Below are 14,297 nucleotides of genomic sequence, written 5' to 3'. Positions count from 1 at the left end.
GGTAACCTCATCCCGCGAGCCGGCCGGAGACCAGCGCAATCCCCGGAATCGCAGCCAAAGTCGTGACGAAAGCCGTGTCTCGTGCCAGCACCGTTCCCACCCCGTACCGGCTGGCGTAGACGAAGACGTTCTGTGCCGTGGGCAGCGTCGCCACCACCACGATGGCGAACAGTTCGTGGCCGTCGAGCCCGAGCAGATAGCGCGCCATCAGGTAGGCCAGCACCGGTTGCACCACGATCTTGAGCACCGACGCCAGCGCGATGTCGCGTCGCGGGCTCGTCCCCTTCTCCAGCACCCGCACCCCGTACAGCGAGATGCCGAACGCGAGCAGCGCACCTGGCACCGACGCGCCACCCATGAGCCGGAACGGCTGCATCAGGGCTTCCGGGGGTGTCCAGCCGAGGAGTGCGATCAGCAGTCCCGCGGCACCCGCCACGACGATAGGGTTCTTGAACGGCGCGGTGATCGTGTCGAGCCGCGACGCGCCGCGCCGGAGCGTGGTGACGTCGAGGATGGTGAGGGCGATGGGGGAGTACGCGATGATCTGGAACAGCAGCAGCGGCGCCACGAACGACGCGTCCCCCAGGACGAACACCGCGATGGGAATGCCGAGATTCGCGGAGTTCACGTACGACGCCGACAGTGCGCCGATCGTCAGTTCCGGAAGGGACCTGCGCAACCACACTCTCGCGACGACCATGTACAGTGCGCCGACCGTCAATGCCGTGACAGCCGCGACGGCGAGTGTGGGGGAGAAGATCACGGAGAGGTCGGACGATGCGAGGGAATCGAACAGCAGCGCCGGTGTGGCGACGAAGAACACCAGCCTGCCCAGAACGGTTTCGCCCTCCGCGCCCAGCGTCCCGCGACGGCCGAGCAGATAGCCGATGGCGATGATGACGAATATGACGGTGAATCCCGCAACCACTCCCGACACGCTGCGGGGCACCTCCTCGACAGGTATGCCCCTGTCGGCAAACCTTCCGAAGTCTAGTGCTCGGCGTTCGGGTGGGTGACAATAGCGTCCGGTCGGGGAGATCGTCTGTGCGCGCGTTCCGTCGCGCTCGAGGAGTCGCAATACTGCGTCGAACGACCGTCCTCTGTGCGCTGTTCTGCGCGTGGACCCTCGCCTGGGGCGCGGCTCCCGTGGCGTCGGCGCTGGCCCCGCCGTCGAGTGGGGATCCGCAACTGATCGCGCTCGCCGGGCAGGTCCTCGGGCGCAGCTACCGCGAGAACGCGAGCGTCGCGTACATCGACGCGTCCGGCACCCGGTTCGCGAATTTCGGGGCCACCGAAGACGCCGACTACGAGATCGGTTCCGTCACCAAGACGTTCACCGCGGAACTATTCGTCGACGCCGTCGCCCGGGGTGAGGTGCGCGAGGACACGAAGGTCGGGGATGTGCTGCCGTTGCAGGGCGCACCGGTCGGCGACGTGACACTGCTCGAGCTGGCGTCCCACACGTCCGGGCTGGCGCAGTTCCCGATGAGCACCGACACCGTGGTGGCCGTCGGGCACTGGGTGGTCGCGTCCAACCCGTTCACGTACGACCGGGACACCCTGCTGCAGCAACTGCAGTCGGCGCCCCTCACTACCCGCGGCACGTACTCGTACTCGACCGTCGGCTTCGCGCTGCTCGGCCAGGCGCTGGCCGCGGCCGCGCACACCGACTACCCGTCGCTGCTCCGCGAGCGCATGCTCGCCCCCCTCGGACTGTCGCAGTCGTGGATGCCGCTCACCACCGCCGACCTGCCCCCGAACGTCACCCGCGGATTCGACGTCCTGCACCGGTCACAGGACCCGTGGCCGCTGGACGCCTACGCCCCGGCGGGCGGGTTGCGGTCGACCGCGAACGACATGTCGACCTACGTCCGGGCGCTCCTCGACGGGACGGTCCCCGGGAGCGTGGCCATGGACCCGCGGTGGATCGGCGACAACTACCGCGCGCTGACGTGGTCGATCGTCCCGTTCGAAGGCCGCGATTACACGCTGCACGGCGGCGCGACCGGCGGTTTCCAGTGCACCGTCGTGCTCGACCGCGAGAACGACCGCGGGCTCGTCATCCTCACCGACACCATCGGCGGACTCGAGCAGCAGGGTCTGGAGATCCTCGCCCACACCCCCATGTGAGTGTTTTCGCGTCCCGGGGCACACATTGTCACTCACGTGCCTGGGTACCCCCGCTGGGTATGTCCGGTTACAGTGGTCGTGTGGAGACGGCAACCGGGCGGAGGCGCACAGTCGTGGCGCGTGCCGCGCTGCTGATCGCCGTCGCCGCCGGGGTGCTCCTCATGCACAGCCTGATCGCGCCGACCGCGATTGCCGCGGCACACGAGCGGCCCTCGGCCACCGCGTCCCACTCCGAAGACCCCCACGGTTGCGGCGGGGACGGCTGCGAGCAACCCCATCTCACCGGACATCAGTGTGCCGGCGTGATCGTGGTGATCGCCGCGCTGACGTCGGTGATGTTGCTGTGGTGGCATTCCGTGGATCCTGCCGAGCGGCGGTCGCGGGTGAGCGCCGACCGTGTGCAGTCGGGGCGCGGACCACCACCGTGGACGGTGCTTTCTTTGGCGGAACTCTCGATCCTGCGGGTGTGACAGGGAGCCCGGGGCGTGTGCCCCGGCGGATCCGACTGTCATTTCCCGAATCGATTTCGAGGAGTTCCCCATGCGTACCACCATCACTGCCCTGATCGCCGCCGCGACAGGTGCGGCTCTCGTCCTGACCGGCTGCGGCACCGACTCGGCAGGCACCTCGTCGACGTCCGGTGCGTCGACCTCCGCCGTCGAATCGCAGGCGCAGTTCAACGACGCCGACGTCGCGTTCCTGGAAGGGATGTACCCGCATCACGCGCAGGCGGTGGAGATGTCCGACATGGTCGCCGGTCACACCGACAACGCCGAGGTGGTCGCTCTCGCTGCCGCGATCAAGGCGGCGCAGCAACCCGAGATGGACCGGATGACCACCTGGCTCCAGCAGTGGGGACAACCGGTTCCGACGCCCGACATGTCCGGCATGCACGACATGAACCACGGCGCCGGAATGATGTCGGCCGATCAGATGGACGCCCTGACGGCATTGTCGGGCACGGAGTTCGACCGGCAATGGCTGACCATGATGATCGCGCACCACGAGGGCGCGATCGACATGGCGAACACCGAACTGGCCGACGGTGAGAACCCGGAGGCCAGGCAGATGGCCACCGACATCGTGACCGCTCAGCAGAAGGAGATCACCGACATGCAGGCCGCGCTCGGCTGACCGGAATGGCGAAAGGCCGCGTAATCCGAGGATTACGCGGCCTTTTCGTTGCTTACGTGAGTTACCGGCTCGTGAAGGGCAGCAGAGCCATCTCGCGAGCGTTCTTGACGGCAACGGCAACCTGACGCTGCTGCTGCGGGGTCAGGCCCGTGACGCGGCGGCTACGGATCTTGCCGCGGTCCGAGATGAACGTGCGGAGGAGGTTGATGTCCTTGTAATCGACGTACTCGATCTTGGCCGCGAACAACGGGTTCTTCTTGGGCTTGCGGCCCTCGACGGGACGCGGCTTCTTCGACGGTGCTCTCTTGACTGCCATCTGCTTCCTTTACCAGCTCGACTTGTGGACGCCTGGCAGCTCCCCGCGGTGCGCCATCTCGCGAATACGCACGCGAGAGAGCCCGAACTTCCTCAGGTGGCCGCGCGGACGTCCATCCGCAGCGTCTCGATTGCGTAATCGTACCGGACTCGCGTCGCGGGGCAGACGCTGCAGTGCCGCCCGGGCCTCCGCGCGCTCGTCTGCGCTGCTCGATGGACGGCGGATGGTCTCTTTCAGCTCCGCGCGGCGCTCGGCCCAGCGTGCCACGACGATCTTGCGCTGCTCGTTCTTCGCGATCTTCGACTTCTTGGCCATGTGCGGTGTCTTCTACTTCTCTTCTCGGAAATCGACGTGCTTCCGCACGACCGGGTCGTACTTCTTCATCACCAGACGATCGGGGTCGTTGCGGCGGTTCTTGCGGGTCACGTACGTGTATCCGGTACCTGCCGTCGACTTCAGCTTCACGATCGGGCGGATCTCGTTGCGGGCGGCCATCAGATGTTGTCCCCGCGGGCGCGGATCCGGGCGACGACGGCCTCGATGCCGTCCCGGTCGATGGTCTTGATGCCCTTGGCGGAGAGCGTGAGGGTGACCCGTCTGCCCTCGCTGGGCAGGAGGTACGTCTTCTTCTGGATGTTCGGATCCCAGCGCCGGTTGGTGCGCTTGTGGGAGTGCGACACGGACTTGCCGAATCCTGGCTGGCGTCCGGTCACCTGGCAGTGCGCCGACATGGGCGTTCCTCTCTGTCCCCTCGCGGAACCGCCGCAAGGGTTATGACAATCATTTTCGACAACGACGAGATTCCAATGTAGCGTTCCGTCCACGTAATGACAATCGTTATCGAAAGGGTGCTCGTGAGTGAGATACTCGACGGCCGGACGCCGCTGATCCTGGTTTCCGGTTGGAACGGCCCCACCGAGGACGCGGCGCGGTCGCTGCTCCGCGAAGGCACCGTCGTCGTGCATCACGACCTCGACCTCGTGCACGAAGGCGTCGTGCGCCGCACCGTCACCACGCTGGAGTCGGGGGCGCCGCGCGAGCGCCTCGGCATCCTCGAACTGGCGCACGGCTGCATCTCCTGCACGCTGCGCGAGGACCTACTCCCGCTGCTCCGCCGCCTGCACACCCGCAGTTCGGTGCAGCGCATCGTGCTGCACCTCGACCGCCGGCTCGAACCCGAGGCGGTGTGCTGGGCGGTCGAGCACGTGGCGGTGTCCGGTGTGGTGGGCCAGATCGACGGCCCGGCATCGCGGGACGTGCGCGTCGACGGCGTCGTCACCTGCGTCGACGCGGGATCGTGGCTGGCCGACGCCACCGGCGACGAAGCACTCGACGACGACCGCACCGTCGCGCAGGTAGCGGTCGGGCAGGTGGACTTCGCCGACGCCCTGGTGGTGTCGGGCAGTGCCGGCGACGGCTGGCAGCAGGCCCGGCTCCACGCCGTCCTGGCCCGGCTTGCCCCCGGCGCGCCGATCATCTGGGACGGGGACGCGCCCGACGTCGAACGCCTGCTCCGCGACATCCCGGCCGCCGCGCGGCGCGGTGAGCCGTCCCACGCCCACTCACCGCTGCTGCGCGGGCAGCCGCCGCTGTCCCACGACTGCGGCGTCATGCTCGTCGAGTTCACCGCCACCCGGCCGTTCCATCCGGAACGACTGCACGAGGCCGTCGACGTCCTCCTCGACGGGGTCGTCACGTCTCGCGGACGCGTCTGGGTTGCGACGCAGCCGGACGAGGCACTGTGGCTCGAGTCGGCCGGTGGGGGACTGCGGGTGGCCAGTGCCGACCGCTGGCTGGCCGCGATGACCCCGGAGCAACAGGAACAGGTCGGGATCGCGCGCCGCGCGATGGCCGCGCTGTGCTGGGACGAGCGCTTCGGCGACCGGCACACCTCGATGGTGGTGCTGGTGCATGCGGCCGACCCCACCGAGATCGACCGCACGCTGCAGTGGGCGCTCGTCACCGACGACGAACTCGCGGACGAGGCGGCCTGGCAGTCGTGGCCCGACCCGTTCGGGCAGTTCCACGAAGACCCCTGCGAGAGCAGCGAATCACCCTACGTAGAACCCGAATCGAGAGAGGGACACGAATGAAGCCCCACATCCACCCCGACTACCACCCCGTGGTCTTCCAGGACGCGAGCACCGGAACCACGTTTCTCACGCGGTCGACGGTGACCAGCGACCGCACCGCCCTCTGGGCGGACGGCAACACCTATCCGCTGGTGGTCGTGGACGTGACCAGCGAGTCGCACCCGTTCTGGACCGGCGCGCAGCGCGTGATGGACACCGCGGGCCGCGTCGAGAAGTTCGAACGCCGCTACGGAGTGCGCAAGCGCCCGTGAGTACTTATTAACCGCGGGCGGTTAACAAGTACTCACGGGTCGACGACGAAGGAGGAGGCACACCATGGCAGTACCGAAACGCAGAATGTCGCGGTCCAATACACGCAGCCGGAGATCGCAGTGGAAGGCCCAGGCACCCGACCTCGTCGAGGTGACGGTGGGCGGCGCGACGCATCGCGTGCCCCGCCGGCTGGTGAAGGCCGTGAAGCTGGGATTGGTGGACCCGGCCGGAAAGTGACGCTCCCCGTGCGAACCTTGGCGGGTGCTGCTGTACATCCTGGAACTGGTGGGCATCGCGGTGTTCGCGGCCTCGGGCGCCCTGGTGGGGGTGACGAAGCGCCTCGACATCTTCGGTGTGTGCGTGGTCGGTGTCTTCACCGCTCTCGGTGGCGGCATCGTCCGCGACGTCCTGCTGGGCATCCAACCGCCGACGTCGCTGGGTAGCTGGCCGAACCTCGGCACGTCGTTCGGCATGTCGTTGCTGGTGTTCTTCCTGCACTCGACAGTCGGGCGACTCCGCCGGGAGATCCTGGTGCTCGACGCTCTGGGCATGGGCCTTTTCGCGAGCACGGGCGCGGTGATAGCGCTCGACCACGGGGCGAGCCCGCTCGCGTCGTGTCTGATCGGCGGGACGGCGGCGATCGGCGGCGGGATCCTGCGCGACGTGCTGGTGAACGAGGTCCCGTTGCTGCTGCAGCGGGACTTCTACGCGGTGCCGGCGCTGCTCGGTTCGGCGCTGGTGGTCGTGGTGAGCGAGTGGGGTTCGGGCACCGACGTGGCGCTGGTGGTGGGCACCGTGTTCGCGTCGGCGCTCCGGGTGCTGGCGCTGTGGCGGAACTGGGGTCTGCCGGGTCCGCGGGTCCTCGAGTGACCGCCGCCAGGGCACTTCGATGATCCCTTCTCAGACATATCTCAGTTGATCGGGCCAAACTGTCGGGTATGCGCATTTTGGTGGTCGACGACGATCGCGCCGTGAGGGAGTCCCTACGGCGGTCCCTCAGCTTCAACGGGTACTCGGTGGAACTGGCCGTCGACGGTATCGATGCTCTCGAGAAGGTGGCGAACGCGCGCCCCGACGCGCTCGTGCTCGATGTGATGATGCCGCGCCTGGACGGTCTCGAGGTGTGCCGACGGCTGCGGAGTACCGGCGACGACCTGCCGATTCTCGTCCTCACGGCGCGCGACTCCGTGTCGGAGCGGGTGTCGGGCCTGGACGCCGGAGCCGACGACTACCTGCCGAAACCCTTCGCCCTGGAGGAGTTACTGGCCCGGCTGCGCGCACTGCTGCGCCGCGCCGCGCCCGAGCCGGGCATCGACTCGGAGAAGATGACGTTCGAGGACCTCACGCTCGACCCGGTCACCCGCGAGGTGACGCGTGGCGAGCGGTCCATCAGCCTCACCCGCACCGAGTTCTCGCTCCTCGAGATGCTGATGGCCAACCCGCGCCGGGTGCTGACCCGCGGTCGCATCCTCGAGGAGGTGTGGGGTTACGACTTCCCGACGTCCGGCAACGCGCTGGAGGTCTACGTCGGGTATCTGCGCCGCAAGACGGAGGCGGACGGCGAGACCCGCCTGTTGCACACCGTCCGCGGAGTCGGCTACGTGCTGCGGGAGACTCCTCCGTGATGGCAGTTCCGTTCCACAAGACCGCCGACAAGTCGGGGTCGGCGAAGCACGACTCGCACCACATTTCCCGGCACCCCACAGGCCCGATCCCGTTACCGCCCGAGATGCGACCTCCGATGCCGTTGACGCGGTCGGTGTCGTTGCGGTGGCGGGTGACGCTGCTCGCCGCGTCCGTGGTGGCCATCGCGGTGGCAGTTATGGCGATCGCGGCGTACGCCGTGGTGTCGCGGGCTCTGTACGCGGATGTCGACAACCAGTTGCGCACCCGCGCGTCGGCGCTCATCGACAGCAATCTCGTGACGTTCGATCCGCGCTACATCGCGGGCGCGACGCTGTACACGACGGACATCAGTGTGGCGCTGATCTTCCCGGACCTCGACACGTACACGCCGCCGGGGTCGAGTGTCCCCATCGGTGAACCCGAACTGTCCGTGGCCCGCGGCGAGCGCGACACGTCGTTGCGTACGGCGGACAATCAGCGGGTGCTGGCCGAGCGCACCCAGGATGGCAGCACCCTGGTGATCGCGCAGCGCCTGGCGCCGACGGGCGCCGTCCTCGACCGGCTCGCCTGGGTGCTGTTCATCGTCGGCGGGTGCGGAGTGGTCCTCGCGGCCGCCGCCGGAACGACGGTGGGGCGCACCGGTCTGCGTCCGATCGCCCGGCTCACCGCCGCCACTGAACGGGTGGCCCGGACCGACGACCTGACGCCCATGCCGGTGACGGGCAACGACGAACTCGCCCGGCTCACCGAGAGTTTCAACACGATGCTGAGGGCGCTCGCGGAATCGCGGGAGCGGCAGAGCAGGCTCGTCGCCGACGCCGGACACGAACTGCGGACGCCGCTCACGTCGTTGCGTACCAACATGGAGTTGCTGATCGCGTCGAGTCGTCCTGGCGCACCGCATATTCCGGACGAGGACATGGCCGAATTGCGCACGGACGTGGTGGCGCAGATCGAGGAACTCTCGCAGCTGGTGGGCGACCTCGTGGATCTCGCCCGCGAGGACGCACCGGAAACCGTCTTCGAGAGAGTCGATCTCAGTGAAGTGGTGGATCGGAGCCTCGAGCGGGCACGCCGCCGGCGCAACGAGATCGACTTCACCGCCGTCACCGTTCCCTGGTTCGTCTACGGCGACCACGCGGGACTGTCGCGGGCGGTGCTCAACGTGCTCGACAACGCGGCAAAGTGGAGTCCCACCGGTGAGCAGGTGCGCGTGGCGATGAAGCCGGCAGGCGACGGACTTCTCGAGCTGACGGTCGACGACGCGGGCCCGGGCATTCCGGAGGAGGATCGGGAGCTGGTGTTCGACCGCTTCTACCGATCGACGGCGTCGCGCTCGATGCCCGGCTCCGGGCTGGGACTGGCGATCGTCAGGCAGGTGGTGGTCAAGCACGGCGGCACGATCGCCGTCGACGTCTCGGAACGGGGCGGTGCGCTCATCCGGATCGTCCTTCCGGGTGAACCCGGAGCGGAATAGTCTCAGGGTCACGGCTAACTCAAAGGCCGGTCTCAGGACCTTCTCAGTCCCACCGGGCACTCTCGTACACAGAGACGGTGCGACTGCCCCTGCGGGCGGTCGCGGGAGATGGAAGTGATGCGATGACCGACGATCGAAACAGTCACGACGGCAACAGCCGCGACATTGCGGGTGGCGACCAGGGCGCGCGCCCCGATCAGCCTGCCCACCCGCAGGCGGCGCCGGGTCACCACCCGACCGAACAGTTTCCGGCCACTCCGCAGAACCCCGCGGGCGGTCCGATGGGTCAGCAGGCCTACGGCGCCGGGTACCCCCAGAGCAATCCGTACGGTGTGCCGCACCAGCCCACACAGCAGTTCGGGCAGCCTCAGCACGGCGCTCCGGGGCACCCGGTCGGCCAGCACGCTGCCGGGCAGCACGGGGCGCCCCAGGGCCCGTTCCCAGGCCTTCAGGGCCCCGGACAGGCCGGCGAGGGATCGACGGCGACCGCGACCAAGCGTCCCGCCCGCACCGCCATCGTGGTGGGCGCTGTGGCGCTCGCTCTCGTGAGCGGCGGCATCGGTGGCGTTGTGGGCTCCCTGGCAACCGAACGGAACGGCAGCGGCGCCGCGGTGACCAACTCCCTCGACGCCCCCAAGAACAACACCGCGACCCCGGCCGCGAACGCACCGGCAGGTTCGGTGCAGGCGGTCGCGAACAAGGTGGTCCCGAGTGTCGTCCAGATCGAGGTGGCGACGGCCGGCGGTTCCGGTGGAGAAGGATCCGGCATCGTCATTTCGTCCGACGGCATGATCCTCACCAACAATCATGTGGCTGGCGCGGCCGCCAAGGGCGGCAAGCTGACCGTCGCCTTCTCGGACGGCAGCACGGCGGACGCCAAGCTGGTCGGCGCCGACCCGGTGTCCGATCTCGCGGTCATCAAGGTGGACGGCAAGACCGACCTCACTCCGATCGAGCTGGGAACGTCCGGCAACGTCCAGGTCGGGCAGCAGGTCGTCGCGATCGGGTCGCCCCTCGGCCTGGCCGGGACCGTCACCGAGGGCATCATCTCGGCGCTCGATCGCCCGGTGTCCACCAGCGGTGAGTCCGGCAACCAGAACACCGTCATCGACGCCCTCCAGACGGACGCGGCGATCAACCCGGGCAACTCGGGCGGCGCCCTCGTCAACATGGACGGCCAGCTGATCGGCATCAATACCGCCATCGCGAGCATCGGCGGTTCGGGTGCGGGCGAGCAGAGCGGATCCATCGGACTCGGCTTCGCGATCCCGGTCGACCAGGCCCGGCGCATCGCGGACGAGCTGGTCAAGACAGGCAAGGCCACTCAGGCCGTCATCGGGATCCAGGTCCCGTCGCAGGACGCCGCCAACGGTGCCACCGTCGTCGAGGTCACGTCGGGCAGCCCGGCGGAGAAGGCGGGAATTCCGAAGGGGTCGGTGATCACCAAGGTCGACGACCGCGTCATCACCAGTGGCGACGCGCTCATCGCCGCCATCCGTTCACACGCACCGGGAGACAATGTGTCCATCACCTACACCGACGGGAACGGATCCAATTCCAAGACCGTCGACGTCACGCTCGGAACCGCCGAACAGGGTGGCCGCTGATGAACGCCGGGATTCTCGGGCAGGTCGAGTCCGTTCTGAACGGGGCCACTACGGTGGGGACCATGGACATCGAAGCCTCGCTGGCCGGCCGCGCGCTGGTGGTAATCGTCGACGACCGCACCGCTCACGGTGACGGCAAGGACTCCATCGGGCCTCTGGTGACAGAACTGCTGAACGAGGCCGGCTTCATCGTCGACGCCATCGTGGCGGTGGCGGCCGACGAGGTGGAGATCCGCAACGCGCTCAACACCGCCGTCATCGGGGGCGTCGACCTCGTCGTCTCCGTCGGCGGCACCGGCGTGTCGCCGCGCGACGTCGCCCCCGACGTCACGGCCGAGGTCCTCGACCGCGAGATTCCGGGAATCTCGGAGGCCCTCCGGTCTTCGGGTCTCGCTGCCGGTTCGCTGGATGCGGGCCTCTCCCGCGGGCTCGCCGGAGTGTCCGGCAGCACACTCGTGGTAAACCTCGCCTCCTCCCGCGCCGCGGTCCGGGACGGCATGGCTACGCTGACGCCGCTCGCGGCGCACGTGATTTCCGAATTGTCCGGTCTGGAAGGCTGAGACGATTTCTCGTTCCGACGAGCCGGACTCGCCCAGCGAGACCGACGAGCAGGCAGTTCCGAGCCGGGCCCCGATCGACAGGGCCCGGCTCGAACGCATCTTCGGGGACGTATTCCCCGACACCACCGCGGACGAACGCGGACAGGACGAGGCGTCTCAGTATGTGGACAAACGCAACGAGTCCGAGGAGTGGATTCGGCGTCAGGTTCCCCCTCATCACGGGTAGACGCGTGATTGAAATCTGGATGAATCTAAGTGTTGTCGAAAGTAACGGAAAAAATCGCGCCCGGAAAACCACTGGTACGGCCGCTTTCGTTCACGCGACCCAAAAGCGGGGCTACCCGTAGGTAACGTTTCGTTTTCAACTTTGTGAGGCACATCACAATTGCGTCACGAGCTGATCACGTTGCCCAGGTTCTTAGCTCGGGTTAATGTCCCTGACGAGTCAGTACGAAGATGGAGGGCGGGGCGTGGTGCCACGTCGTCGCCCAGACGAGCCTCCTTGTGAGGTTTGTCTCTAGTGTCGAAATTCCGGCAACTGGTCGTCCGCAGTTAACGCTGCGGACACCTTTGCTGCGAATACTGCGCTGGGCCCGAAATGGACCACTCCTCAGCTTCGATCGTCGGGGCTGGGAACCTGCATGAATCCTGATGAGGGGAACGAATGAGCGAGAACCGCAAGTCCGGCCTGCGCCGTGGCGCCCGTATTGCAGGCCTGGGTGCTGCTGCGGCTGTTGCACTCGGTTTGATGTCCACTGGTGCGGCGAGCGCGGATACTTTCATCCCGCTGCCTGATGGTTCGAAGGCCGGTCCGAATGCGACGTTGACGCGTACTGCGGAGAGTGCTCTGTCGTCGCCGTCGTTGGCTGCCAATGGCGCCGGTCGTGTGGCGTGGGTGTCGGGAACTGTGACTGCTGATGTCAAGGGCATCAAGGAGGTCACCGAGGTTCCGGAGGCGAACAGCACGACGAACAATGCGGGTACTTACAACGGTACGAATGCGTCGACGACGCATGGTGTTTCGCGGGTGTCGACCGGGTACATCGTGGGTTGCCAGGTGGACATCACCGGTCTGTCGGCGAGCCCGTCGTTCTCCGCGGATCTGTCTTCGATGACGCCGAGCCTCGGGTTGTCGGTTCCGCTGAACTCGGGTGAGATCAAGTACGTCCCGATTGCTTCGAAGGACATCAAGAAGGACGGCGTGTACGCGCTGCAGTACCAGGACGCGGAGCTGCAGGTTCAGAAGTGCGGTGGATTCGCGCAGGCTCGGTCGTACTCGGTCGTGGAGATCGTGGGTAACGACTACTCGAAGACCGTCCTGTACGGTGCGCCGTTCAGCATCGGCTGATTTCGGTCTCTTTCGCAGTTCTTCCCACCCACTTTCTCGCGTGTGCGAGGTTTCTATCCCTGAGAGGGAACAATGATCATCAACCGTAAGAACGGTGTGCGTCTGGCCGCGGTCGGTGCCGCTGCTGCCGCGACCATGGGCTTCTTCTCCGTCGGTGCGGCGAACGCCGATACGTTCGTTCCGCTGCCCGGTGGTTCGATCACGCAGACGCTGGCCGACGGCACCGTGGTGACGGTGAACCTGACGGACGAGAGTGCGAACATTTCGCCGTCGATGGGTTCGACTCCGTTGCACCGCAACGTCTGGGTCAACGGCAAGGCTGCGGTCACGCTCGACGGCGCTGGAGCCAAGGGAGCCACCATCACCCCCGGTTACATCCTCGCCTGCCAGGTCGACTTCGGCGCCAAGGGCGACGCCGGCGCCAGCACCAAGATGACCATCGATGAGGAAAGCGGCAACCTGGTGTCCGGCCCGCTGGCCGGCAAGAGCAGTGGCGCCATCACCCTCGGCCCCGGCCAGGCCAAGAACGTCTCCATCCTCGACCTCGAGAAGGCCGACGCCTACGGCGGCGAATCGCACACCGGCGGCAACAAGTTCACCGGCAAGACCGGTTCGGTCACCTGGGCCGACTCCACCCTGGGCGTCAGCGGGTGCGCCGGCTACGCGCAGGCGCGTAGCTACGTCAAGGTTGCCGTCAGCACCGACAACGTGAGCAGCAATGTCACCCTGTGGGGACAGCCCTTCAGCATCGGCTGATTGCTCTTTCCATAAGTAAGTAGAAATACCCCGGAATCGGGGCGTGGGAATACCCCGCGCCCCGATTTTTGGCGTTCGAAATTGACTATTACGCGCAAATAACGCGCCTTTATGGCGGGTAACGCTTACGTAAATGTGCCTTTCCGGATATTACGTTTCAGACTCGAATGCTCTAACTTTGGACCTCGCTAGGTGGTAGGGCTGTCTCCGAAGGTCGGAGCAACCACGCCTGATGAGGGGAACGAATGAGCGAGAACCGCAAGTCCGGCCTGCGCCGTGGCGCCCGTATTGCAGGCCTGGGTGCTGCTGCGGCTGTTGCACTCGGTTTGATGTCCACTGGTGCGGCGAGCGCGGATACTTTCATCCCGCTGCCTGATGGTTCGAAGGCCGGTCCGAATGCGACGTTGACGCGTACTGCGGAGAGTGCTCTGTCGTCGCCGTCGTTGGCTGCCAATGGCGCCGGTCGTGTGGCGTGGGTGTCGGGAACTGTGACTGCTGATGTCAAGGGCATCAAGGAGGTCACCGAGGTTCCGGAGGCGAACAGCACGACGAACAATGCGGGTACTTACAACGGTACGAATGCGTCGACGACGCATGGTGTTTCGCGGGTGTCGACCGGGTACATCGTGGGTTGCCAGGTGGACATCACCGGTCTGTCGGCGAGCCCGTCGTTCTCCGCGGATCTGTCTTCGATGACGCCGAGCCTCGGGTTGTCGGTTCCGCTGAACTCGGGTGAGATCAAGTACGTCCCGATTGCTTCGAAGGACATCAAGAAGGACGGCGTGTACGCGCTGCAGTACCAGGACGCGGAGCTGCAGGTTCAGAAGTGCGGTGGATTCGCGCAGGCTCGGTCGTACTCGGTCGTGGAGATCGTGGGTAACGACTACTCGAAGACCGTCCTGTACGGTGCGCCGTTCAGCATCGGCTGATTTCGGTCTCTTTCGCAGTTCTTCCCACCCACTTTCTCGCGTGTGCGAGGTTTCTATCCCTGAGAGGGA

19 protein-coding genes are annotated in these 14,297 nt (G+C 66.7%); 14 read left to right on the top strand and 5 right to left on the bottom strand.

Annotated elements, in window-relative coordinates; genetic code table 11:
* Nucleotides 1-7: 7 nt before the first annotated feature.
* The gene (locus tag G9373_RS19540) at nt 8-937 is read right to left on the bottom strand and encodes an AEC family transporter (RefSeq protein ID WP_167116268.1); all 930 of its coding nucleotides are present in this window, start codon (nt 935-937) and stop codon (nt 8-10) included.
* A gap of 140 nt (nt 938-1,077) precedes the next feature.
* On the opposite strand from G9373_RS19540, the gene G9373_RS19535 reads away from it, so the two are divergent.
* From G9373_RS19535 to G9373_RS19525, 3 genes are all read left to right on the top strand, one after another.
* A complete protein-coding gene (locus G9373_RS19535; protein ID WP_167116288.1) occupies nt 1,078-2,130 on the top strand; it encodes a serine hydrolase in 1,053 nt (350 codons plus the stop codon).
* Nucleotides 2,131-2,210: 80 nt separating this feature from the next.
* Nucleotides 2,211-2,600: a DUF6153 family protein gene (locus tag G9373_RS19530; protein WP_346842838.1), complete on the top strand. Its 390-nt coding sequence runs from the start codon at nt 2,211-2,213 to the stop codon at nt 2,598-2,600.
* A 70-nt stretch (nt 2,601-2,670) separates the two neighbouring features.
* Nucleotides 2,671-3,264 carry a DUF305 domain-containing protein gene (locus tag G9373_RS19525; protein ID WP_167116263.1) on the top strand — a complete coding sequence of 198 codons (594 nt, stop codon included), beginning with the start codon at nt 2,671-2,673 and terminating at the stop codon, nt 3,262-3,264.
* Nucleotides 3,265-3,325: 61 nt separating this feature from the next.
* Here the strand turns inward: G9373_RS19525 and rpsR are convergent, their stop codons facing one another.
* From rpsR to rpmB, 4 genes are read right to left on the bottom strand one after another with little or no spacing between them, the layout of a single operon-like run.
* Nucleotides 3,326-3,580, bottom strand: coding sequence for a 30S ribosomal protein S18 (rpsR, locus tag G9373_RS19520; RefSeq protein ID WP_005238639.1), 255 nt, complete (start codon nt 3,578-3,580; stop codon nt 3,326-3,328).
* Nucleotides 3,581-3,589: 9 nt separating this feature from the next.
* Entirely contained in the window at nt 3,590-3,895 is a 306-nt protein-coding gene (gene rpsN, locus G9373_RS19515) for a 30S ribosomal protein S14 (protein ID WP_167116260.1), read from the bottom strand.
* Nucleotides 3,896-3,907: 12 nt separating this feature from the next.
* On the bottom strand, nt 3,908-4,075 hold the full coding sequence (gene rpmG / locus G9373_RS19510; RefSeq protein ID WP_005238642.1) for a 50S ribosomal protein L33: 168 nt from the start codon (nt 4,073-4,075) through the stop codon (nt 3,908-3,910).
* On the bottom strand, nt 4,075-4,311 hold the full coding sequence (gene rpmB / locus G9373_RS19505) for a 50S ribosomal protein L28 (RefSeq protein WP_167116257.1): 237 nt from the start codon (nt 4,309-4,311) through the stop codon (nt 4,075-4,077). The genes rpmG and rpmB overlap by 1 nt, the downstream gene beginning before the upstream one ends.
* A 96-nt stretch (nt 4,312-4,407) precedes the next feature.
* Between rpmB and G9373_RS19500 the strand changes: the two genes are divergently transcribed.
* The 11 genes from G9373_RS19500 (at nt 4,408) to G9373_RS19450 (ending at nt 14,228) form a co-directional block, all read left to right on the top strand.
* A complete protein-coding gene (locus tag G9373_RS19500) occupies nt 4,408-5,673 on the top strand; it encodes a GTP-binding protein (protein ID WP_167116254.1) in 1,266 nt (421 codons plus the stop codon).
* Nucleotides 5,670-5,924 carry a type B 50S ribosomal protein L31 gene (locus G9373_RS19495; protein ID WP_167116251.1) on the top strand — a complete coding sequence of 85 codons (255 nt, stop codon included), beginning with the start codon at nt 5,670-5,672 and terminating at the stop codon, nt 5,922-5,924. The genes G9373_RS19500 and G9373_RS19495 overlap by 4 nt, the downstream gene beginning before the upstream one ends.
* 64 nt (nt 5,925-5,988) lie before the next feature.
* Complete coding sequence (gene rpmF / locus G9373_RS19490; RefSeq protein WP_005259908.1) at nt 5,989-6,162, top strand: 50S ribosomal protein L32; 174 nt, start codon at nt 5,989-5,991, stop codon at nt 6,160-6,162.
* Nucleotides 6,163-6,186: 24 nt separating this feature from the next.
* Nucleotides 6,187-6,795: a trimeric intracellular cation channel family protein gene (locus G9373_RS19485; protein ID WP_005259907.1), complete on the top strand. Its 609-nt coding sequence runs from the start codon at nt 6,187-6,189 to the stop codon at nt 6,793-6,795.
* 68 nt (nt 6,796-6,863) lie between these two features.
* Nucleotides 6,864-7,550: a response regulator transcription factor gene (locus G9373_RS19480; RefSeq protein WP_005238656.1), complete on the top strand. Its 687-nt coding sequence runs from the start codon at nt 6,864-6,866 to the stop codon at nt 7,548-7,550.
* On the top strand, nt 7,550-9,028 hold the full coding sequence (locus G9373_RS19475) for a HAMP domain-containing sensor histidine kinase (protein WP_005238658.1): 1,479 nt from the start codon (nt 7,550-7,552) through the stop codon (nt 9,026-9,028). The genes G9373_RS19480 and G9373_RS19475 overlap by 1 nt, the downstream gene beginning before the upstream one ends.
* Nucleotides 9,029-9,150: 122 nt before the next feature.
* Entirely contained in the window at nt 9,151-10,635 is a 1,485-nt protein-coding gene (locus G9373_RS19470) for a trypsin-like peptidase domain-containing protein (protein ID WP_167116248.1), read from the top strand.
* Complete coding sequence (locus G9373_RS19465) at nt 10,635-11,195, top strand: MogA/MoaB family molybdenum cofactor biosynthesis protein (RefSeq protein ID WP_005259905.1); 561 nt, start codon at nt 10,635-10,637, stop codon at nt 11,193-11,195. Before G9373_RS19470 ends, G9373_RS19465 begins: the two co-directional genes overlap by 1 nt.
* Nucleotides 11,196-11,859: 664 nt before the next feature.
* Nucleotides 11,860-12,543, top strand: coding sequence for an MspA family porin (locus tag G9373_RS19460; protein WP_167116242.1), 684 nt, complete (start codon nt 11,860-11,862; stop codon nt 12,541-12,543).
* Between the two features lie 72 nt (nt 12,544-12,615).
* Complete coding sequence (locus G9373_RS19455; protein ID WP_167116245.1) at nt 12,616-13,299, top strand: MspA family porin; 684 nt, start codon at nt 12,616-12,618, stop codon at nt 13,297-13,299.
* Between the two features lie 245 nt (nt 13,300-13,544).
* The gene (locus tag G9373_RS19450; RefSeq protein ID WP_167116242.1) at nt 13,545-14,228 is read left to right on the top strand and encodes an MspA family porin; all 684 of its coding nucleotides are present in this window, start codon (nt 13,545-13,547) and stop codon (nt 14,226-14,228) included.
* Nucleotides 14,229-14,297: the final 69 nt, after the last annotated feature.

Source organism: Rhodococcus sp. A14 (genome assembly GCF_011603105.1).
Lineage (GTDB): Bacteria > Actinomycetota > Actinomycetes > Mycobacteriales > Mycobacteriaceae > Rhodococcus_F > Rhodococcus_F opacus.
The sequence above is the reverse complement of the archived record's forward strand: the minus strand, read 5'-3'. Positions and strand labels throughout refer to the sequence as shown.